At 71.7% G+C, this 20,797-nt stretch carries 20 protein-coding genes and 4 pseudogenes; 11 read left to right on the top strand and 13 right to left on the bottom strand.

Features of this window, described 5'->3' with window-relative positions; genetic code table 11:
• The 3 genes from ABZ656_RS45900 to ABZ656_RS45890 all read right to left on the bottom strand — a co-directional run.
• On the bottom strand, window positions 1-1,152 hold a 1,152-nt coding region (locus tag ABZ656_RS45900), incomplete at its 3' end, for an AAA family ATPase (protein ID WP_360276918.1).
• Window positions 1,149-2,072, bottom strand: a complete 924-nt coding sequence (locus ABZ656_RS45895) for an alpha/beta hydrolase (RefSeq protein ID WP_101402560.1) — start codon at window positions 2,070-2,072, stop codon at window positions 1,149-1,151. The genes ABZ656_RS45895 and ABZ656_RS45900, both read right to left, overlap by 4 nt.
• A 21-nt stretch (window positions 2,073-2,093) precedes the next feature.
• Window positions 2,094-2,699: an NAD(P)-binding domain-containing protein gene (locus ABZ656_RS45890; RefSeq protein ID WP_101402559.1), complete on the bottom strand. Its 606-nt coding sequence runs from the start codon at window positions 2,697-2,699 to the stop codon at window positions 2,094-2,096.
• Between the two features lie 355 nt (window positions 2,700-3,054).
• Between ABZ656_RS45890 and ABZ656_RS45885 the strand changes: the two genes are divergently transcribed.
• On the top strand, window positions 3,055-3,855 hold the full coding sequence (locus ABZ656_RS45885) for an endo alpha-1,4 polygalactosaminidase (RefSeq protein WP_360276914.1): 801 nt from the start codon (window positions 3,055-3,057) through the stop codon (window positions 3,853-3,855).
• A 237-nt stretch (window positions 3,856-4,092) separates the two neighbouring features.
• Window positions 4,093-5,661, top strand: coding sequence for a phospholipid carrier-dependent glycosyltransferase (locus ABZ656_RS45880; protein WP_360276922.1), 1,569 nt, complete (start codon window positions 4,093-4,095; stop codon window positions 5,659-5,661).
• A 10-nt stretch (window positions 5,662-5,671) separates the two neighbouring features.
• Here ABZ656_RS45880 and ABZ656_RS45875 read toward each other — a convergent pair whose 3' ends face one another.
• Window positions 5,672-6,205: a flavoprotein gene (locus tag ABZ656_RS45875; RefSeq protein ID WP_101402556.1), complete on the bottom strand. Its 534-nt coding sequence runs from the start codon at window positions 6,203-6,205 to the stop codon at window positions 5,672-5,674.
• A gap of 69 nt (window positions 6,206-6,274) precedes the next feature.
• Window positions 6,275-6,733: a nuclear transport factor 2 family protein gene (locus tag ABZ656_RS45870; protein ID WP_101402555.1), complete on the bottom strand. Its 459-nt coding sequence runs from the start codon at window positions 6,731-6,733 to the stop codon at window positions 6,275-6,277.
• A 124-nt stretch (window positions 6,734-6,857) separates the two neighbouring features.
• On the opposite strand from ABZ656_RS45870, the gene ABZ656_RS45865 reads away from it, so the two are divergent.
• Window positions 6,858-7,439 carry a TetR/AcrR family transcriptional regulator gene (locus ABZ656_RS45865; protein WP_101402554.1) on the top strand — a complete coding sequence of 194 codons (582 nt, stop codon included), beginning with the start codon at window positions 6,858-6,860 and terminating at the stop codon, window positions 7,437-7,439.
• Window positions 7,440-7,493: 54 nt separating this feature from the next.
• Here ABZ656_RS45865 and ABZ656_RS45860 read toward each other — a convergent pair whose 3' ends face one another.
• Window positions 7,494-7,688, bottom strand: a complete 195-nt coding sequence (locus tag ABZ656_RS45860; RefSeq protein WP_101403987.1) for a ferredoxin — start codon at window positions 7,686-7,688, stop codon at window positions 7,494-7,496.
• Between the two features lie 19 nt (window positions 7,689-7,707).
• Window positions 7,708-8,895: a cytochrome P450 gene (locus tag ABZ656_RS45855; protein WP_360276910.1), complete on the bottom strand. Its 1,188-nt coding sequence runs from the start codon at window positions 8,893-8,895 to the stop codon at window positions 7,708-7,710.
• A 402-nt stretch (window positions 8,896-9,297) separates the two neighbouring features.
• On the opposite strand from ABZ656_RS45855, the gene ABZ656_RS45850 reads away from it, so the two are divergent.
• Both ABZ656_RS45850 and ABZ656_RS45845 read left to right on the top strand, forming a co-directional pair.
• Window positions 9,298-9,927, top strand: coding sequence for a LysE family transporter (locus ABZ656_RS45850; protein WP_101402552.1), 630 nt, complete (start codon window positions 9,298-9,300; stop codon window positions 9,925-9,927).
• 107 nt (window positions 9,928-10,034) lie between these two features.
• A complete protein-coding gene (locus ABZ656_RS45845) occupies window positions 10,035-10,478 on the top strand; it encodes a nitroreductase family deazaflavin-dependent oxidoreductase (RefSeq protein ID WP_101402551.1) in 444 nt (147 codons plus the stop codon).
• Between the two features lie 114 nt (window positions 10,479-10,592).
• Here the strand turns inward: ABZ656_RS45845 and ABZ656_RS45840 are convergent, their stop codons facing one another.
• Window positions 10,593-11,579, bottom strand: a complete 987-nt coding sequence (locus tag ABZ656_RS45840) for a cation diffusion facilitator family transporter (RefSeq protein ID WP_360276905.1) — start codon at window positions 11,577-11,579, stop codon at window positions 10,593-10,595.
• Between the two features lie 111 nt (window positions 11,580-11,690).
• Here ABZ656_RS45840 and ABZ656_RS45835 point away from each other — a divergent pair, with 111 nt between their 5' ends.
• Both ABZ656_RS45835 and ABZ656_RS45830 read left to right on the top strand, forming a co-directional pair.
• A complete protein-coding gene (locus ABZ656_RS45835) occupies window positions 11,691-12,008 on the top strand; it encodes a DUF4235 domain-containing protein (protein WP_101402549.1) in 318 nt (105 codons plus the stop codon).
• A gap of 23 nt (window positions 12,009-12,031) precedes the next feature.
• Window positions 12,032-12,118 (top strand): annotated as a pseudogene (locus ABZ656_RS45830) (DUF4235 domain-containing protein); the annotation flags it as partial.
• A 44-nt stretch (window positions 12,119-12,162) separates the two neighbouring features.
• On the opposite strand, the gene ABZ656_RS45825 reads toward ABZ656_RS45830, so the two are convergent.
• The 3 genes from ABZ656_RS45825 to ABZ656_RS45815 all read right to left on the bottom strand — a co-directional run bounded on the left by ABZ656_RS45825 (window position 12,163) and on the right by ABZ656_RS45815 (window position 13,860).
• On the bottom strand, window positions 12,163-12,555 hold the full coding sequence (locus ABZ656_RS45825; protein WP_101402548.1) for a VOC family protein: 393 nt from the start codon (window positions 12,553-12,555) through the stop codon (window positions 12,163-12,165).
• 79 nt (window positions 12,556-12,634) lie between these two features.
• Window positions 12,635-13,096: a pyridoxamine 5'-phosphate oxidase family protein gene (locus ABZ656_RS45820; RefSeq protein ID WP_101402547.1), complete on the bottom strand. Its 462-nt coding sequence runs from the start codon at window positions 13,094-13,096 to the stop codon at window positions 12,635-12,637.
• Complete coding sequence (locus ABZ656_RS45815) at window positions 13,093-13,860, bottom strand: TetR/AcrR family transcriptional regulator (RefSeq protein WP_101403986.1); 768 nt, start codon at window positions 13,858-13,860, stop codon at window positions 13,093-13,095. The genes ABZ656_RS45820 and ABZ656_RS45815 overlap by 4 nt, the downstream gene beginning before the upstream one ends.
• 177 nt (window positions 13,861-14,037) lie before the next feature.
• On the opposite strand from ABZ656_RS45815, the gene ABZ656_RS45810 reads away from it, so the two are divergent.
• The gene (locus ABZ656_RS45810) at window positions 14,038-15,531 is read left to right on the top strand and encodes an APC family permease (protein ID WP_360276900.1); all 1,494 of its coding nucleotides are present in this window, start codon (window positions 14,038-14,040) and stop codon (window positions 15,529-15,531) included.
• A gap of 22 nt (window positions 15,532-15,553) precedes the next feature.
• On the top strand, window positions 15,554-17,221 hold the full coding sequence (locus ABZ656_RS45805) for an amidohydrolase (RefSeq protein WP_360276897.1): 1,668 nt from the start codon (window positions 15,554-15,556) through the stop codon (window positions 17,219-17,221).
• A gap of 61 nt (window positions 17,222-17,282) precedes the next feature.
• On the opposite strand, the gene ABZ656_RS45800 is transcribed toward ABZ656_RS45805, so the two are convergent.
• Together ABZ656_RS45800 and ABZ656_RS45795 are read right to left on the bottom strand one after the other, a co-directional pair.
• Complete coding sequence (locus ABZ656_RS45800) at window positions 17,283-19,004, bottom strand: fatty acyl-AMP ligase (protein WP_360276894.1); 1,722 nt, start codon at window positions 19,002-19,004, stop codon at window positions 17,283-17,285.
• A 438-nt stretch (window positions 19,005-19,442) separates the two neighbouring features.
• Window positions 19,443-19,523 (bottom strand): annotated as a pseudogene (locus tag ABZ656_RS45795) (RNA-guided endonuclease TnpB family protein); the annotation flags it as partial.
• Between the two features lie 2 nt (window positions 19,524-19,525).
• On the opposite strand from ABZ656_RS45795, the pseudogene ABZ656_RS45790 reads away from it, so the two are divergent.
• Window positions 19,526-19,975 (top strand): annotated as a pseudogene (locus tag ABZ656_RS45790) (RNA-guided endonuclease TnpB family protein); the annotation flags it as partial.
• A gap of 71 nt (window positions 19,976-20,046) precedes the next feature.
• A pseudogene (locus tag ABZ656_RS45785) lies at window positions 20,047-20,797 on the top strand (hypothetical protein); the annotation flags it as partial.

The raw sequence follows: 20,797 nt of genomic DNA, 5'->3' as shown, positions 1-20,797 counted from the left end.
GCCGCCGCGGCGCTGTGCCCGGGCCGCGCTGTCGTCGAGTTCCTGGGCGGCCTCCTCGTCGACGCCGCAGGCCGCGGCCGCGTGGTGCCAGGCACGGCGGTCGGGATCGCCGACGAGGACGTCGGCGAGCGCCCGGTGGGCTGTGTGGCGTTCGGTGTAGGTCGCGGCCCGGTAGACGGCGGAACGTATCAGCGGATGGCGGAAGCGGACGCGGTCGGCGTCGATGCGGACGAGTCCGGCGCGTTCGGCGGGCAGCCAGTCGTCCAGGGTCGCCCGGTCTCCCACGGCCGAGAGGATGACGGACAGCTCGGCGCTCTCCGCGGCGGCCGCGAGAAGCAGCAACTCACGGGTGGTCGGGGGCAGTTCGGGAAGGTCGGCGGCGAAGATGGCTTCCAGTCGGTCGGTGAGGGGCAACGCGTCCTCGTGGGCGGCGGCCGGGTCACGCGCCACTGCCCGGGCGAGTTCGACGAGGGCGAGGGGCACGCCCGCCGCCTGTTCGAGGACGCGCGAGCGGGCCCGACCCGCGGGTGGCCGGGGCTGGTGGTCGAGGAGCCGTCCGGCAGCGGCCGGATCGAGCGGCTCGATCATCAACCGGTTGATCTGGTCGAGTTGTGCGGGTACGGCGGTGTCGCGCGCCGCCAGGAGCAGGGCGACCCGCTCGCCTTCGAGGCGTCGGGCCACGAAGGCCAGGACGTCGAGGGTGCCCAGGTCCAGCCAGTGGGTGTCGTCGATCACCAGGAGGAGCGGGCCGTGCTCCGCGGCGTCGGAGAGCAGGGTGAGCGCGCCGAGTGAGGTCAGCAGGGGATCGGAGACCGTCCGCGTGCCGTCGTCGAGTCCGAACACGCCGAGCAGCGCGGCGCGCTGGCGTGCCGGCAACTGCTCGGCCAGGTCGAGGAAGGGCCGCAGCAACTGGTGCAGCCCGGCGAAGGCGAGGCCCGACTCGCCCTCGCTCCCCCGGCACCTCAGCACCCGTACCCCGGACCGGCGGGCCATGCGGGCGGCGGCGTCGAGGAGCGCGCTTTTGCCCGCGCCGGCCCCTCCCGTCATCATCAGGGCCCCGGTCCGCCCTGTCGTGAGATCGTCCACCAGCCGTGACAGCAGGGCCAGTTCGTGGTCCCGGCCGACGATCCACTCGTCACCGAGCGGCGTCATGAGCCGGACCCGGGGAACGCGTCGGAGGTGAAGGCGAGGAGGGCATGGGCGACCGCGCCGGGGCTCTCCAGGAGCATCTCGTGCGTACCGTCGATCCCGACGACCCGCACGGCGGGCCGCCGCGCGGCCAGTTCGGCGAGATCCCTGGCGAGCCCCTTCCCGTACGCCGTCATCAGTTCGTCGAACCAGGGCAGGCCGGGGGCGGGCGGTACGGGTCGCGCGGCCCGTCCGAGCAGCAGTGGCCGGCGCGTCCTCGCGAAGGCGTCGAAGAGGTCGAAGAGGTCGAGTGCGTCGACGGCGGCCAGCATCTCCAGGACGTGCGCGCGTCCGGGGCGCACCTCCAGCCGTCCGTCGGGTGCGGGCCGCACGCTGCGCAGCAGGCCGGCCTCCAACAGCTCGTAGGGGATGCCCAGTTGGTCGGAGAGTGCACGCTGCTCGGCCAGCAGTTCCTTCAGGCCGTCGGCCGGAAGCGGTTCGCCGGACACCGTCGCGGCCGCCGACTCCCGCACCTGGGTGAGACGCTCCTCGACGTACACGGGGTCGAGGCCCACGTACTGGTCGGGGCGGCCCCAGCCGTATCCGTCCAGGTTCACCGCGCCGGGTGTGACGCCCGGATGCTCCAGCGCGTACAGAACGGCGATCATCCCGCCGAGCGAGTGCCCGACGGGCAGCGCGCCGGGAAGGTCGTAGCGCTCGAGGACCGCCTCGATGTCGTCCAGTACCCGGGGAAGACTCCAGGTCCCCGACGGTGAGAGACCGTGTCCGCGCAGGTCCACGGCGAGCACCCGGTGCCGGGGGACGAGGAGGGGGGCCACAGCGGCCCAGTCGGCGAGCGTGCGCCTGGCTCCGTGCAGCAGAAGCAGGGGTGGGCCGTCACCACCGTGGTCGTGTACGGCCAGTTCGATGCGGTCTCCGGTCATGTCCTGACAATACGGCGTGGGTCAGGGCTCCAGGAGCAGATTGAGCGTCGGCAGGGGGCCGCCCGGGAACTGTTGCAGCCGTCCGCCGGACGCCAGCGGGCCCAGATTGATGACCGCCCACCCCACCCGCTCCGCCAGCCGCGTGACGCGCTCGTTGGCCCCTGGGTGGTTTCCCGAGAGGAAGACCACCCGCCGTCCGACGAAGGTGCGCGGATCGGAGCCGAGCACCGCCGGTGTCAGGGTGTTGAACGCCTTCACCAGGCGCGCTCCGGGGACGAGTTCGGCGACGACCTCGCTGGAGGTGCGGCCGTCGAGGTCGGCGACCTTGAAGTCGGGCGGTCCGAGCGGGTTGGTGGTGTCGATGACGATCCGCTCCTGCCAGTCGAGGACGTCCGCGGCGGCCACCGCCTCGCTCAGCCGACGCCACGGCACGGCGAGGACGACGATCTCCTCCTTCGCGGACTCCGTGACGGTGGCGGGCATCAGGGCCGGGCCGATCGAGGCGGCGAGGTCCCGCAGTGACTGCGGGCCGCGGCTGTTGCTGATGACGACCTGCTCGCCCGCCGCCACGAACCGATAGGCGAGGGCCTGTCCGATGGCTCCGGCACCGATGATTCCGATGGGCATGAGGTGTCCCCTTCCTTGAGTTCCGCGGCTGCGACGAGAGGGTGATCGTCAGCATCATGCCGCAGGTCACAGAGGCGCTTCTGTCATGTGACTGGGCCGGGTCCGTGACCGGCGCGGGCGTCGCGGGGGCCGCCTTGACGCGGGCGTCGTCCAGACGATTTGATCCTGAGGTGCCCAGGCGCCGCGCCGGGCACACAGAGGTGCGCCCAGCCGGTAGCGGACACCGTTCGAGTCCGGCCAGAGTCGCCAGGACCGCGGGAGCGTCCGAGGCGGGGCCGTACCCGCGATCAATGGAGCCGACATTCCCGCCCAACGTGTTTCCCGCGTCACCGGCCTGGGGGCAGCCGCCGCCCTGGTGGCGCTCGCGACGCTGGTGAGCTGTACGACCGGGTCGGACGAGGGGACGCCACCCCAGCAGGGTAAGGCCTCCCCGCCGAGCCCGGAGGCCGTACAACTCCCCCCGCTCCACGCGGGCTTCGACTACCAGATCGGCGGCGCCTATCCGCCGCCGTCCGGCGTCCGTATCGTCAGCCGCGATCGTTCGGACTCGCCCGCGCCCGGCCTGTACAACATCTGTTACGTCAACGCCTTCCAGGCCCAGCCGGACGAGTCGAAGGCGTGGCCGGCCGATCTGCTGCTGCGGGACGCGCACGGCAAGGTCGTCATGGACCGTGACTGGAACGAGGCGCTCCTCGACCTCCGCACGCCCGCCGAGCGCAAGCGGGTGGCCGCGCGGGTCAACCGTTGGATCGACGAATGCGCCGACAAGGGATTCGACGCCGTCGAGCCTGACAACTACGACAGCTACACCCGTTCCGGCCATCTGCTGACGGCGAACGACGCCACCGCGTTCATCACACTCCTCTCGGCCCACGCGCACGCCCGGGGGCTGGCCATCGGACAGAAGAACACCTCGGAACTGGCCGGGCTCAGGTCGAGGACCAAGCTCGACTTCGCGGTGGCCGAGGAGTGCGGCCAGTACGACGAGTGCGGCACGTACGCAAAGGCGTTCGACGACCGGGTGGTGGATATCGAGTACACCGACAGCGGTCTGCGCAAGGCGCTCGCGCGCTACGGGGACCGGCTGAGCATCGTGCGCCGTGATGTGCAGGTGTCGACGCCGGGCAGTGCGGAGTACGTCCGCCGGACGCGCTGACGGACGCTGCCCCGGGCCGGGAGAGGTCAGCGTGCATACTCGCAGCGAAGCCGGGTGGTTTCCGGATGAGCGGGTACGCACGGAGCGGACGTATCAAAGGGCATGTCGACATCCATGGCCAGCAGGCAGGGCGACCGTCTGCCCACGAGCACCGCAAGACCGCCGGGCCGGTTCGATCGGCTCCGGCGGCACCGGCGGTGGCTGCTCGCGCTGGCGGTGGTCGCCCTGCTGGCCCAGATGGCGGTCGCGATGGTCACGGCGGCCGCGCAGCAGACGCCGACGATCGACGAGCCGGTGTACGTGGGCACGGCGGAGACCTATGTGCGGGAACACAGCCTGCGCTTCAACCCCGAGCATCCGCCGCTGGGCAAGCTCATCATCGCGACCGGACTGCTGTTCGCCCATCCGCACCTGGACGCCCACTTCACGGGCGATCAGACGGCGCTCGGACGGCGGTTGCTGTACGAGTCGGGCAACGATCCCTGGCGGGTGATGCTGTGGGCGCGGCTGCCGGTGATCGTGCTGACGCTGCTGTTCGGTCTGGTCGTCCTCGCGTTCGCCCGTGAACTCGTCGGCGCCGTGGGCGGGTTGGTGGCCCTCGCGCTGTACGCGTTCTCACCCGACGTCATCACCAACGGCTCGCTCGCCACACTCGACGTACCGGCGGCCGGATTCCTGCTGACCTCGGTGTGGCTGGCATGGCTGGCCCGGCGCCGGCGACCCCTGCTCCACCTCGCCCTCGCGGGGGCGGCCCTCGGCGCGGCGCTCGCCACCAAGATGAGCACCCTGCCGGCGGTGCCGGTGCTGCTGCTCCTGGTGTTCCTCTCCTACAGGCAGGCACACCGCACGCCCGGCCTGGGCCTGCGCGCGCAGCCGCGGCTCGTCGGCCTGGGTGTGGCCGTGGCGGCCGGTACGGTGCTGGTGGCGCTCGCCGTCGTGTGGGCGGCCTACCTGGTCGTCGACCCGCAGCTGCGCTGGACGGCTCCCGCGAACCTCCCTGCCGTGCACGGTCTGCGCGGGCTCGTCATCGACTGGCTGCCGGTGCCTCGGCCGTACCGCGACGGGATGCGGATCCAGTTCGGCTTCGAGAACGACGTGTGGACCGGCTTCCTGTTCGGACGGGTCTACCACGGCTCGCTCTGGTACTACCTGCCGGCCGCGCTGCTGGTGAAGACGCCGCTCGGCATGATCGCTCTCTGGCTCATGGGCCTCGCCGTGGTGACGGCCGTACCCCGGCTGCGGCCCGCCGCCCCGTACGTCCTGCTCCCCCCGGCCGTCCTGCTGGCCGTGGCCATGACCGGGTCCCGGGACCTCGGCGTCAGATACGCCCTCTTCGTCCCGGTGTTCCTGGCGGTGGCGGCGGCCGGGGTCGTCGCCCTGCGCCGGCGCTGGGCCCACCTCGTCACGGCGGCGCTGGTCGGCTTCGTCGCGATCAGTTCGCTGCGCGCGTTCCCGTACTACCTGCCGTACTCCAACGAGGCGTTCGGCGGACCCTCCCGAACCCATCTGCGGCTGCACGACTCGAACGTCGACTGGGGGCAGGACCTGGGCCGCCTGGCCGACCGTCTGGCCGGGCGGTATCCGGGCGAGCGGGTCTGGCTGGTCTACAAGGGCAGTGGTGTGCCCTCGTACTACGGGATCGAGGCGGCCGATCCGCGCAAGGTGCCGCCGAGCGAGGTGCACGGACTGCTCGCCGTGTCGGACACCGCCGCCGCGAAGGCCGACGACCGTCTGGCGGCGCTGCTGGACGGCGCCACGCCCATCGACGACGTCGGCCACTCGATCACGATCTACCGTCGCCCCTGACCCCCGGGCGTCACGCGCGAGAAGCGAGCAGGTCCAGGCCCCGGCCCCAGGGGAACTCCGCGCGCAGGCCGTCCTCCCCCGGCTCCCCGGAGTAGCGGTCGCCGAACCGGACACCCATCCCGCGCAGCCGCTCGACGCTCCCCCGGTACGCGGGGTGTGCCGCCAGCGCGTCGCTCACGCAAGGCAGTACGGCGATCGGGACGCCGAGTCCGTACGCCTCGTTCAGCGTGCCGAGCGCGAGCGTGTCGGATATCCCGGCCGCCCACTTGTTGACGGTGTTGAAGGTGGCCGGGGCGACGGCCACCGCGTCGGGGGCCGGGAAGGGGCGCGGGTCGCCCGGGGCCCGCCAGGCGGACCTGATCGGGCGACCGGTCTGCGCCTCGACCGCCGATGCGTCGAAGAAGCCGAGCCCCTGCGGGGTGGCGATGACGCCGACCTCCCAGCTCCGTTCCTGTGCATCGGTGATCAGTTTGCTGACGTCCTGTGCGATACCGGCCGCGCACACGACGACGTAGAGGAAGGGCTTTTCGGCGTGTTCGGTCACGTGGGAACCCTAGTCACCTTCTCGGCCGTGAACGGCCGAGCTTGTATCGCCGGCGGACACGCGGGGTGCCTAGTGGACCGGGAAGGAGTCCCCGCGTTCGGCTTCCGGCCGCGGGCCGAGGATGCGGCGCTCGTGCTCCTCGATGCGTACGTCGTTGATGCTGGCCTCGCGCCGGGTCATCAGCCCGTGCTCGTCGAACTCCCACAGCTCGTTGCCGTACGAGCGCCACCACTGCCCGTCGGCGTCGCGCGACTCGTACTGGAAGCGGACGGCGATGCGGTTGCCGTCGAAGGCCCACAGGTCCTTGCGCAGGGCGTACTCGCGTTCACGCGCCCACTTGGCGGTGAGGAGTTCGACGATCTCGGCGCGGCCGGTGACGAAGGTGTCGCGGTTGCGCCAGACCGAGTCCTCGGAGTACGCGAGGGCGACCTTGTGGGGATCACGGGTGTTCCAGGCGTCCTCGGCGGCCTGGACCTTCTGGGCCGCGGTCTCGCGGGTGAAGGGCGGGAGGGGTGGGCGGTCGTTCATGGGGGTGTCCTTTCAGGTACACGCACATCTGGGCCACGCGCATCACATGACTGGAGAACGTGCGTTCTCTCTCATGGCTGCTAACGTAGAGAACGTTGGTTCTCGCGTCAAGGAGCAGCCCCGTATGGACAGCACAGCAGCCCGCGAACAGGCCCTCGCCGCCGCCCGCGAACAGGCGTTGGACGCCGCTGAGGAGCTCTTCTACGCCCGTGGCATCCAGACCGTCGGCATGGACGACATCCGCGGCGCCTCGGGGGTCTCCCTCAAGCGGCTCTATCAGCTGTTCCCGGCGAAGGAGCTCCTGGTCGAGGCGTATCTCGAGCGGCGCGACGTGCGCTGGCGGCAGCGGCTGGCCGAGCACGTCGACGGGTACGAGGAGCCCGGGCGGCGGATCCTGGCGGTGTTCGAATGGCTGGGGCAATGGTTCTCCGAGCCCGGCTTCCGCGGGTGCGCCTGGATCAACTCCTACGGCGAACTCGGCGCGACCTCACCACGCGTGGCCGCCCAGGTCCGCGGCCACAAGGGAGCCTTCAAGGACTACCTGGGCGGCCTCGTGACCGCCGCGGGGCTCCCCGGCGCCCTCACCGACCAGCTGTTCCTGCTGGCCGAGGGCGCCATGGTCACCGCGGGCATCACACGGAGCACGGCGCCGGCCGAACAGGCGGGCGGGGCGGCACGGGTGCTCGTCGAGGCCCAGCGGCGATAGGGCCGACGCCGGCGGGGACGGCCGACGCGAGCCGGCCGTCCCCGTCGAGTGTCCTCAGGTCTCGGAGACGGTGATGGCGCCCACCGGGCAGGCCCGCGCGGCCTCCCGGACCAGCGGGTCGCCGCCGCCGTCCTCGCGGCCGGGCAACAGCGCGCTGAAGCCGTCGTCGTCCTGGGTGAAGACGTTCGGCGCGGTCAGCGCGCACTGTCCCGCGCCGATGCAGACGTCCTTGTCGATGGCGATCTCGATATTCATGGCCGCCAGCCTCTTACCAGGTCACGGGGAGTTCCAGCATCCCCTGGATCGTGTCTCCCGCTTTGAAGGGGATCTCTTCCGCCGGCACGGCCAGACGCAGTCCGGGCAACCGGTCGAAGAGCGACAGCAGGGCGATCTCCATCTCGGCGCGGGCGAGGTTCTGGCCGAGGCACTGGTGGATGCCGAAGCCGAACGCGACGTGATGACGGGCCGAACGGTGCCAGTCCAGGGCGTCCGGTTCGGGGAAGGTGCCCGCGTCACGGTTGATGACGGAGGTCGAGAAGACCACGCCCTCGTCGGCGCGGATCGTCGCCCCGGCCACCTCGATGTCCTCGGTGGCCACCCGCAGCAGCCCGTCGGCGATGGACAGGAAGCGCAGCAGTTCCTCCACGGCGGCGGGCATGAGCGCCGGCTCGGCGCGCAGTTCCGCCAGCTGCTCGGGGTGGTGCAGCAGGGTGAACGTACCGAGCGAGATCATGTTCGCGGTCGTCTCGTGCCCGGCGACCAGCAGGATCGTCGCCAGGCTGATCAGCTCCTCGCGGTCCACCGTCCCCTCGCGCAGCTGTTCGTGGATGAGCTCGTCGAGGAGCCCGTCCCCCGGATCCTTCCACTTGCGGTCGATCAGCGCCCCGAAGTAGGCCTCCAGCTGGTCGCGCGCGTCCTGGGTGTCCGCGGCGGCCGGGCCGCGCAGCAGCCTGCGGGACTGCTCCTCGAAGAAGTCGTGGTCGGCGTACGGCACGCCGAGCAGCGCGCAGATCACCATCGAGGGCACCGGCAGCGCGAAGGCGCTGACCAGTTCGGTGGGCGGGCCCTGCCGCTCCACGGCGTCCAGCAGCCGGTCGACGGTCTCCTGGATGCGCGGGCGCAGGGCCGCGGTCCGTTTCAGGGTGAAGCTCGGAACGAGCATGCGGCGCTGGGTGTGGTGGGCTGGATCGTCGAGCCCGAGCAGCGCGACCCGCCGGTTGCGGGACTGGGCGAACCGCTCCGTGGGCATCGGGAACGCCGGGCGGGTGCGGTCGGAGGAGAGCCGGGGATCGGTGAGCAGTTCTCGGGCGGTGCCGTGCCCGGTGACGACCCACACGTTGCGCCCGTCGAACAGGGAGACGCGCGAGAGGGGGTGCGCCTCGCGCAGGGCGTCGTAGGCGGTGGGCGGGTGGTAGGGACACGTACGGTCCTGGGGGAAGGCAACGGGTTCTGTCATGAGTGACCTCGCAAGCGATGGTTCCCTCTTGCCGATCTTCATTAGATGCCCCAGGCACCTATAGGAGCCACGCAAAGTTCGGCCAGATGCCCCGGACGGACCATCTGGCCGAACGCCGTCGCCGGTCGGAGCGGCCGCCGGGCTCCCACGGGCCTCGGTCGCCGCCCGGGTGCCGTGCGTACGGCGCGTGTGTGGCTCGATCCAACCGCTACCTCCACGGTACACACCCGTCTTCGGTGGCTCGGTGACGTCCTCGCGTAATTCGCTTGCACGGGCGGCTCGAGGGCCCCAGGATCTGCCCATGCCCACGATCGAAGCCCTCCTGCCGCCGACCTCCGCCGCTCGTCCGGTGCGGGTCCAGCAGCAGCCCGGCCGTCCGCGGAGGCCCTCGCTTCCCCGGTCATGACCGCCGCGCTCGTCGCGGGGCTTCTCGCGGGTTATGGCATCGCCATCCCCGTCGGAGCGGTCGCGACCTATCTCGTCTCTCTCACCGCGCGTACGTCCCTGAGAACCGGCGGGTGCGCCGCCCTGGGCGTCGCGACCGCCGACGGGCTGTACGCCCTGGTCGCAGCCCTCGGGGGCGCCGCGCTCGCCGCCGCGCTGCGACCGGTGCTCGTGCCGTTGCGCTGGGCCTCCGGTCTGGTGCTGCTCGCGCTGGCCGTACGGGGCGCTGTCGGCGCGTTGCGCCAGTACCGCGAACAGCGGCTCGCGGCCCGGTCCGTACGGGACCCGGTGCGCCCGGCGCGGGCGTACCTGACCCTGCTCGGGATCACCCTGCTCAACCCCACCACCGTGATCTACTTCGCCGCCCTGGTCCTCGGCAGCCGGACGGCCGAGGCGGTGCGCCCCCTGGAGCAGGGGGTGTTCGTGCTCGCCGCGTTCTTCGCCTCCGCGAGCTGGCAACTCCTGCTCGCCGGCGGCGGCGCGCTGCTCGGCCGGGCGCTGACGGGACGCCGGGGACGGCTGGTCACTGCGCTCGCGTCGAGTGCCGTGATCATGGCGCTGGCGGTACGGATGCTCGTCGCACCATGAGGAGTGGAGCTCGCGCGTCTGCGGGCCGGGTGCGGAAGATTCGCGTCCGCGCTGGTGTTGAATCGTGCCGAGACAGAATCAGCACGAGCGACGATGGGACGGAAGTCATGCCTCTTGAGGGTGAGTACGAACCCAGCCCGACGCAGTGGGTGCGCGACCAGGTGGAGTTGTACGAGGGCTCCGGCGGCACCAAGGGAACCACGCTGCTGGACACGGGACTGCCGGTCATCATTCTCACGACCCTGGGTGCCAAGAGCGGCAAGATCCGCAAGACCCCGCTGATGCGGGTCGAGCACGACGGACGTTACGCGGTGGTCGCCTCGCAGGGCGGCGCCCCCAAGCATCCGGTCTGGTATTTCAACGTGCAGTCCGATCCGCACGTGGAGCTCCAGGACGGCCCCGAGCGCCAGGACATGACTGCGCGTGAGGTCACGGGTGAGGAGAAGGCCCAGTGGTGGGAGCGCGCGGTCGCCGCGTACCCCCCGTACGCCGACTACCAGAAGAAGACGGACCGCGAGATCCCCGTCTTCGTGCTGGAGCCGACGGGCTGACCGACCCGGACAGAAGAACCGTCCGAACGACTCGGACAGAGATTCCGACGGACCCGGACCGAAATTCCCTGGAAATCGGTGCGCATGATCCCTCGCGCGCCGGGCACCCGTGCTTCAGGCCCCGCCGCGCTCCCCCGTCGCGGCGGGGCTTTCCGCTGCCGCGGAACCGCGCGCCGCGGCCCGTGCCACACGCGCGTCGGTGACGTCCAGGAAGATCTGGTCGGCCTCCGGGACGGCGTGGGCGACGGAGCCTTTGATACGGACGGCGACCTCCTCGACCTCCTCACTGTCCAGGCCCGGCACGAGGTCGACCCGGGCGGCGACCAGGGTCGAGTCGAGGCCCAGCTCCATGGTGAGCAGCGCCTCCACGGTGTCGATCTCGGGCTGCGCCTCCAGCAGGGCCCGGATCCGACGGCTCGCTTCCTCGTCGGCGGCCCGCCCGATGAGCTGTTCGCGCGCGTCCCGGCCGAGCCGGCAGGCGACGCACACGAGGAGCGCCCCGATGGCGAATGAGGCGCAGGCCTCCCACACGACCTGGCCGGTGACCATGTGCAGCACCATGCCGGTGATCGCGAGCATGACACCGATCACGGCTGTGCCGTCCTCGGCGACCACCGTACGCAGGGCGGGGTCGCGCATCCCGTCCGCGCCGCCGCCCTGCCGGCGCACCTGGTGCAGCGCCCGGAACAGGGACGCTCCCTCGGCGAGCAGGGCGACTCCCAGTACCGCCAGTCCGGCCACATAGCCGTGGAAGGACTCCTCGGCGCCGTTCCGCAGCGCTTCGACGCCCTGGAAGAAGGAGAAGCAGCCGCCCATCACGAAGATGCCGACGGCCGCGAGCAGCGACCAGAAGAACCGTTCCTTGCCGTAGCCGAAGGGGTGCCGGCGGTCGGCGGGGCGGCGGCTGCGGCGCAGTGCGGCGAGGAGGAACACCTCGTTCATGCTGTCTGCGACGGAGTGCGCCGCCTCGGAGAGGAGCGCGGGTGAGCCCGTGAGGAGGCCGCCCACCACCTTGGCCACGGCGATCAGCAGGTTGGCGCCCAGGGCGACCAGCACGGTGACGCGCGTCCTGCGGTCCGACTTGTTCGGTTTCCGGTTCACCTCGGCCGGTTTCCCCGGCGTGCCTGCCTCACACTTCGGCGTACGCCCGCGCCCTCTACCCGGCGGCCGGATTCGGTGACACCGTCGGCCTCGACCAAGAAGGAGGACCGGGTGTCCAAGAAGGCGTCCAAGAAGCCGAAGAAACTCAAACTCCCCCTCGCCTACAAGCCCCTCGGCTTCGCGCTGGGCTGGGCGAGCGGCGCCCTGGCCGGGATCGCCTTCCGGGCGACGTGGAAGGCGATCCGCCACGAGGAGGACGCGCCCGACGCCCTGGACGAGGACCGCGGCTGGGGCGAGGTGTTGCTCGCCGCGGCCCTTCAGGGGGCTTTGTTCGCGGTGGCGCGCAGCGCCGCGGACCGTACGGGCGCGAAGGCCGTCGAACGCTCGACGGGGGTCTGGCCGTCCTCGGACAAGGGAAGCCGGGACTGAGGACCGGCGACCCGCGCGAGACCCGCCCGGCGCGCGACCGTACGGGCGCGAAGGCCGTCGAACGCTCGACGGAGGTCTGGCCGTCCTCGGACAAGGGAAGCCGGGACTGAGGACCGGCGACCCGCGCGAGACCCGCCCGGCGCGGGTCGGGCGGTCAGCCCTGTTTGGGTGTGGTCGGCGGCAGGAGTCGCAGGGTGAAGGAGTGTCCGGACGGGTCGGCGTAGCCGCGTTCCTCGAACGGGCTCGCCGGGTCGTTGGTCTCGATCGGGCGCCCGCCGAGGCCGACGATCCGGCGTTCCGCCTCGTCCAGGTCCGCCACCTGGAAGTCCAGGTGGACCTGGAGGGAGTTCTCGGGACGCGGCCAGCTGGGCGGCGTCGCCATCGCATCGCGGCGGAACGCCATCCGGATGCCGTCGGCGCCCCTGATCTCCACGCGGTTCGCGGTCGCGTCCGTCTCCTCGGCCTCGATCAGCTCCCTGTAGAAGGCGGCGAGCTTCTCGGGCTCGGCGCAGTCCAGCACCACGACGCCTGCGGTGACCAGTGCCATGTGTCCTCCGTACGGGTTCCGGGCGCGGGCGGCGGCCGGCCGCCGCCCGCTGTGTTCCCGGTTACCCCGTAGGAGGAATTCAGTCCGTCACGAGCCATTCCCCGTCGCGCATGAGATCGCGCCCGGTGAGTTCGTCGGCCTCACGCCAGGCCTGCACGCGCCGCGGGGTGACACGGAAGTAGAGGTACGCCGTGGTGAGTTCACGCGGGTCGAAGCCGGTCTTCTCGGCGAAGGCGTCGCCGACCCCGTCCAGCAGCGCGGCGGATTCCAGCGCCTCGGCGGTTCCCTCGACGAGCACCACGTCGCGGGTCGGGCCGATACCCAGGCGCACCTTGCCGGTCGCGCGCAGGTTGCGGCCGGTCGGACTGGCGGCCGGAGTGGCGAGCAGCAGGGTGGTGCCGTCCCAGAGGAAGGACAGTGGGATCAGGTACGGCGTCTCTCCGGCGCCGTCGGCCGTGGACACCCAGCAGTCGACGTCGTTCTCCAGCCGGTGGAGGGTGTCGTGTTTGCGTTGCTTCGGGGAGCGGGCGGGCGGGTTCATGGGCGGGCGGACTCCTGATCTTCTGCTCGGGCGTGAGAAGGATCGGCGTGACCGGCGTGCTCGGTGACCTCTTCGAGGCAGGCCGCCGCCGCGGTCAGCAGCATGTCCAGCGCCACCGGATAGGCGCTGCGGCGCATGTCCACCAGCAGGTGGCGGGCGGTCGCCGCGATGTGCGGGTGTGTGTCGGCGGGCAGCCGGGCGTACGTAGCCCGCCACACGCCCGCCTCCGCGTCGCGCGCGGCGCGCGGAAGCGCCAGGCTCGCCGCGTCGAGGGCGGCGAAGGCCAGGGACTGGTCGACGAAGGCGTGGTAGATCCGCACCGCGTCCGGGTCCGGGAAACCGGCTCCGCGCAGCACGCCGAGGATGGTTTCCACGGCCTCGATCTCGTGGACCCGGCCGGTGACGCGGTAGGAGCTGAGCACCGCGGCCTGCGGATGCGACAGCGCCCCTGCGTGCATCCGCAGGCCGAGATCCCGCAGGTCGGCGCGCCAGTTCCCGGTGGGGCGCCAGGTGCGCAGGGTGCGGCCGATGAGTTCGTCGGCGATGGCGAGGAGCAGGTCGTCGGTGTCGCGGAAGTACCGGTACAGGGCGGTCGGGTCGGCGCCGAGGGCGAGGCCGAGGCGGCGGACGGTGAGGGCGTCGGCGCCGTGCTCCTTGAGCAGCCGCAGCGCGGTCTCGACGATCAGCTCCTCGCAGAGCACGACTCCGGTCTTGGTGGGGCGCCTGCGCCGCCGGGCGGCGGGCGGGACGACCCGGTCGTTCATGGACGTCATGGACTCTCCCTCCGGTGTCGCCCAGGCTCTGCCTCCGGTGTCGCACGGGCTCTGCGCCTCCGGTGCGGGCACCTTATGTCAACGGCGTTGACCTGTTAAGGCCCTGGGCAGTTTCATTTCCGGTCATCGGGCCGGAATCAGGCCCCCTGGGTGCGATCGGAGCAGGCCATGACGCAGCAGCCCTACGGTGAGGACCCTCCGTCCCTGCGCAAGTCGCTCGGCGTCGTGGACGGCGTCGCCATCGCCGCCTCCAGCACGGCGGCGACCACCAGCATCGGTATCGGGCTGGGTGTGACGGCCGGCGTGGTCGGGCTGCATCTGCCCGCCATCATGCTGCTGGCCTTCCTGCCGATCCTCGGGATCGCGGGCGCCTACAGCCGGCTGAACCGGGTCGAGCCGAACGCGGGCAACGGCTATGTGTGGGTGGGCCGTTCACTCACCCCCTGGCTCGGCTTCCTCGTCGGCTGGGTGAACATCGTGGCCACGGTGGCGTTCCTCGCGTACACCACGGCCGTGACCGGCTCGGCGATGCTCCAACTGGCGGGTGAGGCCGGGCTGCACAGGGTGGCGGGGCTGGTGCTGGACCCGGGTTCCACCGCCCAGACGACCGCGGTGGGCATCGTGGTCCTCGTCGCCGTCACCCTCACCGCGGTCACCGGGGTCAAGACCGCGGCCCGGCTGCAGAGCGGGCTGCTCGTCTTCGAGTACGTGGTGCTGCTGGGCTTCTGCGGCTACGGCATCGTCAACGGTCCGCACCCGTTCCGGCTGAGCTGGTTCGACCCGTTCGCGATTCCCTCGGCGTCGGCGCTGGCGCAGGGGCTGCTGTTGTCGGTGTTCTGCTACTGGGGCTTCGAGGCGGCGTTCACCGTGAACGAGGAGGTGCGTGACCCGCGCGACGCCTCACGGGCCGGGCTCATCACGCTGGTCACCATGCTGGGGCTGTTCCTCCTCGGCTCGGTCGCCTTCCAACGCGTGCTGTCGGAGCAGGAGTTGGCCGGGCACGGCGCGCAGGGGCTGGCGTTCTTCGGCGACCGGCTCGCCTCCCAGCCGCTGGCCGCGCTGCCGCTGGTGGCCCTGATGTTCTCGGCCGTCGCCTCGCTGCAGGCCGGGGTGATCCCGACGGCTCGCGGGATGTTCGCGATGAGCCGGGACCGTACGCTCGGACCGGTGTGGTCCAAGGTCAGCGCGCGGTACGGGACTCCGGCGACCGGAACGCTGCTGATCGGCGCGCTGGCGACGGCGGTCGCCGCCCTCGCCCTGGTGATTCCCCGTCTCGCCGACATGATCATGGCAACGGTGAACGCGGTCGGGATCGTCGTCGCGCTGTCCTACGCGCTCACCGCCCTCGCGGCCGCCGCCCGCTTCCGGGACCTGCTGCGGGAGGACTGGCGACAGGGGATACGGGCGGTGGTCCTGCCCTCCTTGAGCGCGACGGCCCTGCTCGCGCTCGGCGGCTATCTCGCCTGGTCCTTCTACACGTCCACCGACCACTTCGAAGTCAGCGCGGACAACGGCTGGTTCCTTCTGCTCACCCCCGCCCTGATGATCGCCTCCGGTTTCCTGGCCGCCACGTGGGCGAAGTGGGTCCGCAAGTCCCCTTACTTCCGTACGGGACACGGCACCGACGCCGACGCGCCCCAATTGCTGGCCACATCCAACTGAATCCAACCAGGGAAAGAAGCACATGCACGCCGATCTCCTCTTCACCGGCGGCCCGGTCCTCACCCCCGAGGGCCACGAAGGTCCCGGGGGTCCCAGGGGACCCGAAGGCCGCGGCGCGACAGCCGTCGCCGTCACCGGCGACCGGATCACCGCCGTCGGAAACTCCGAGGTCCACGACCTGATCGGCCCGGCGACGGAGGTGGTCGACCTGGCTGGACGGCTGCTCCTGCCGGGCTTCCAGGACGCCCACGTCCACCCGGTCCCGGCGGGGCTGGAGCTCAGTCAGTGCGACCTCACGGGGGCGAAGACCGCCGAGGAGACCCTCGCCGCCGTACGGGCCTACGCCGACGCGCACCCGGAACGGGAGTGGATCACGGGCGGCGGCTGGTCCATGGAGGCCTTCGCGGGCGGTACGCCGACCAAGGAGCTGCTGGACGCGGTCGTACCGGACCGGCCGGTGTACCTGCCGAACCGGGATCACCACGGCGCCTGGGTCAACAGCCGCGCACTGGAGCTCGCGGGCGTCACCCGGGACACGCCCGACCCGGCCGACGGGCGGTTCGAGCGGGACGCCTCGGGCGAGCCGAACGGGATGCTCCAGGAAGGGGCCATGCAGTACGTCGGCCGGCACACTCCCCAGGCCACCGCCGCGGACCGGCTCGCCGCGCTGCTGCACGCCCAGCGGGAGCTGCACGCGCTCGGCATCACCGCCTGGCAGGACGCGCTGGTCGGCGCGTTCGTGGGGATGGACGACCCGTCGGACGCCTATCTGACCGCGGCCCGCGACGGTTCGCTGACCGCACGTGTCGTCGGCGCGCTGTGGTGGGACAGGGAGCGCGGGGCCGAGCAGATACCCGAACTCACCCAACGGCGGGCCGCGTTGAGCCACGGCCGGTTCCGCGCCAGCAGCGTCAAGCTGATGCTGGACGGGGTCGCCGAGAACGGCACGGCCGCGCTGCTCGACCCCTATCTGGACCGGTGCGGCTGCGCCACCGCCAATCGCGGGAAGAGCTTCATCGATCCGGCGCGACTTCCGTCGTACGTCACCGAGTTGGACGGCCTCGGCTTCCAGTGTCACTTCCACGCGCTGGGCGACCGGGCCGTGCGCGACGCCCTGGACGCCGTGGAGGCGGCGCGGAGGGCCAACGGGCGAAGCGACACGCGTCCGCACCTCGCCCATCTCCAGGTGGTGCATCCCGACGACGTACCCCGCTTCGCGCGTCTCGGTGCCACGGCCAACATCCAGCCCCTGTGGGCCGCGCACGAACCGCAGATGGACGAGCTGACCCTGCCCTTCCTCGGGCCCGAACGGGCCTCCTGGCAGTACCCGTTCGGGGCGCTGCTGCGGTCCGGGGCGAGGCTCGCCGCGGGCAGCGACTGGCCGGTCAGCAGCGCCGACCCGCTTCAGGGCATCCACGTCGCGGTCAACCGGGTGGCCCCGGACGGGACAGGGCCGGTGTTCCTGCCGGACGAGCGCATCGACCTGACGGCCGCCCTCATGGCGTACACGGCGGGCTCGGCGTACGCCAACCATCTCGACGACACCGGGAGCGTACGGGCCGGGGCGCTGGCCGATCTCGTGGTGCTGGACCGCGACCCGTACGCGGGTCCGCCGGAGGAGATCGCGTCCGCGAAGGTCGCCCTGACCTATGTGGGAGGTGAGCGCGTCCACACCGCGTCGGGAGCCTGACGCCCCTTGCGGCCGTACGAGTGCGGTCCGGCCTCCGGGCGCCAAGCCGTACCTGTGGGGCTCACCAGGAATCGAACCCGCCGTCGAGGAAGCGGGCCCGGCAGGCCGCACGGGCCACCTTGCCGCTGCTGGTGCGGGGCACGGAGCCGGGCGGGACGAGCAGCAGGGCGGCGAGCCGCACTCCGTGGCGGGCGGAGACCGCGGCGCGTACGTCGCGCTCCCTCGCGCGGGTCTCTTCCTCGGTGGGGTCGATCTCGCGGCGGTGCTCGGCGACCACGACGAGTTCCTCGCCCGTGTCGTCGGCGCGGGTCACGCCGAAGGCGGCCAGCCGGTCCCGGCGGACGAGGTCCACGGCGCTCTGAACGGTCTCCTCGATGTCCTGGGGGTAGTGGTTGCGTCCGTCCACGATGATCACGTCCTTGAGGCGGCCGGTGACCAGCAGCCGTCCGTCGAACAGAGCGCCGTAGTCCCCCGTGCGCAGCCACCCCCCGGGGTCGCGCAGAGTCCGATCGGCGCGTTTCCAGTAGCCGCGCCCGATGTTGGGACCGCGCAGCTCGATCTCGCCGACCCGCCCCTGAGGCAGCGCGACGCCCTCGGCGTCGACGATCCGCACCTCCTGGCCGACGGGCGCGCCGCAGGACACGAGCACGGCCGCCGCTCCCGCCCGGTCCTGTGTGCTCTCGATCCGCCCCTCGGCGAGCGCGCCCGCGTCGCATGCCACCGTCGTGGGCTCCGCCGTGGGCGCGTCCGCCGTCACGAACACGGTGGCCTCGGCGAGTCCGTACGCGGGACAGTGCGCCGCCGGGTCGAGGCCCGCGGGTGCGAAGGCGGCACGGAAGCGGTCGATGGTGCCCGGCCGCACCGGCTCGCCGCCGTTGATCAGGGCGCGTACGCGGTCCAGGCGCAGCTCGTCGACCAAGCCGGGGTCGGTGCGGGCCACGCAGTAGTCGTACGCGAAGTTGGGGGCGGCGCTGATCGTGCCGTCGTACGCGCCCAGCAGGCGCAGCCAGCGCCCGGGGTTCTCCAGGAAGGCCGCCGGGTCCATCAGGACGGAGGGGAAGCCGCCGAGGACGGGCGCGGCCACGCTGAGGACCAGGCCCATGTCGTGGAAGAGGGGCAGCCAGCCGACGGTCGTGGTGGCGCCGGGGTCGTCGAGGTCGCCCGCGAAGGCGTCGATGGCCTGGCGGGCGTTGGCGACGACGTTGGCGTGGCTGATCATCACACCGGCGGGGTCCCGGGTGGAGCCCGAGGTGTACTGGAGATAGGCGATGTCCTCGGGGACCGGCGCGGACTCGACCTCGTCGAACGCGAAGCGCTGGAGGGGGAGCCGGTCGACGGGGACGACCGGTACGGCGGGCAGCGCGTGGTCCAGGACGAAGGCGTCGACCGCGGTGACGGTGGTCGAGTCGGTGAGCAGGCAGCCGGGTTCGCAGTCGGCGAGGACGGCCACCAGTGCGCCCGCGTGACCGGGGAGCCGGGGGCTGAAGAGCGGTACCGCGATCACGCGTGCGTAGAGGCAGCCGAGGAAGGCCGCCACGTAGTCGAGTCCTTGGGGCATGAGCAGTGCGGCCCGGTCGCCGGGCGCGGCGAGGGTCACCAGCCGGTCGGCGACGGCGCGGGCGCGGGCGTCCAGGGCCCGCCAGCCGAGCGTGCGGTGCTCTCCCGGGGACGCGGTGTCGGGGAAGTCGACGTGGCTGAAGGCCCGTTGCTGCGGGCGGTGGCGGGCCCAGTGCCGCAGGTGGTCCGTCAGTGGGGCGTCGGCGGGCGGCCGGGCGGGGGTCATGGGATGGCTCCAACTCGTGCGGGCCGAGGGGCTGTTGCCTGGCGGGGTGGGCAAGCAAGGGGGACGGGCCCAGCGTCCGCCGAGGAGTGCCGGTCGGGTTAGACGACGTGTTGACAGTTCGTCACCCGGCTTCTGTCAGTCGGCTGACAAAGACCGGGCCCCGATTCGCCGCCCGGGGCCAATCCACGGGGGCTCCGGGCCGTCGACCGCCGGTGCCGTCGGGTCCCCGTTGTCACCGCGTGACCATCCACACACCCATGTCTGTCCGCCGTTGACGGGGCACGGCTCGTTACCGGGGATCTTGCAGAAGGCCCCGGCGTTCACGCCGGGGATGAATGCATCTCAACACTGCTCTGGCGTGCAACCTCAGAGTGGGCGTTTGTGCTGCTCGATGTACTGGCGGACGATCGCCAACGGCGCTTCAGGCGTTCGGGTGTGCCCGCGTGGTGTGGCGAAGAAGTTCTTGTAGGCGGTGTCCAGGTCCCGGAGGGACTGTTGCAGGACGACCGCTGACACGTCGTCGCGACAGCCAAGCGGTGTACGTGGAAGACCTCGCGGTGTCCGCTCTCGGCCGCACCCGGCTCGCCAAGTCCGTGCACGACGCGGGATGGTCCGCGTTCGTCGGCATGCTGGAGTACAAGGCGGTCAGGCACGGCCGTACCTTCGCCAGGGTGGACCGCGCTTTCCCGTCGTCTCAGGTCTGCTCGGCCTGCGGATTCCGGGACGGTCCCAAGCCCCTGCACGTCCGGGAGTGGACGTGCGGCGTCTGCGGCATCGTGCACGACCGCGACCACAACGCAGCCCACAACGTCCTCTTCGAAGGACGCCGTACCGTCGCCGCCGGACGGGCGGAGACGCCAAACGCCTCACAGAGCGCCGGTAAGACCAGGACGAAAGTCCCGGCACAGCGCGTTGAAGCAGGAAGCCCCCGGAAGGGTCAGACGACCCAGGCCGGAATCCCTGGACTTTAGGCCAGGGAGCACGTCAATTGCCGGTATCGTCTCCGAGCCCCCGACCGCGCCCGCCGAAGGGAGCCGCAGCGATGACCGGACTCGACACCTCGGAGAGCGAGGACGCGGGCCGCGGAGCGGTCGAGGCGACAGACTCCGTGGCGGACGTGGCGGACGTGGCGGACGTGGCGGGCGCGGTGGACGCGGTGGACGCGGTGGACGCGGTGGACGCGACGGACGCGGTGGCCGTCCAGGAGACGGACGACGAGCCCAACGGCCCCTTCAAGGCGATCCCTTCGGGCCTGCACCACCATCTCCGGCCGTTCTTCACCGACATCAGGGAAGAGGTCGTACGGGCGATCAAGACCGAGATCCCGGAGTACGCGCGCCCGACGGACGACACGTACATGCAGGTCGTACAGCGGGGTGTCGAGCACGCCCTGCAGGGGTTCCTGGAACGGATGGCGCAGCCGGACACCGACTGGGAGCCGGTGAAGGAGACCTACCGGCGCATCGGGCGCGGCGAGGCGGACGAGGGGCGCAGTCTCGACTCGTTCCAGTCCGCTCTGCGGCTCGGCGCGCGGGTGACGTGGCGTCGGATCAACGCGCTGGTCGACGCCGAACTGCTGCCGCGCAATGTGCTGGCCGCCTTCGGCGAGGCGCTGTTCCTGCATCTGGACGAGATGGCGGCCGCGACGACCGCGGGCTACACGGAGGCACGGCTGCACCGGGCGGGCGAGTTGCAGCAGCGGCGGGCCCGGCTCCTCGATCTGCTCACCGCCGATCCGCCGGCGTCGGCCGAGGCGATCAGCGAGCTCGCGCACACCGCGGGGTGGCCGGTGC

This window comes from Streptomyces sp. NPDC007095 (assembly GCF_040634475.1).
GTDB lineage: Bacteria > Actinomycetota > Actinomycetes > Streptomycetales > Streptomycetaceae > Streptomyces.
The sequence above is the reverse complement of the archived record's forward strand: the minus strand, read 5'-3'. Positions and strand labels throughout refer to the sequence as shown.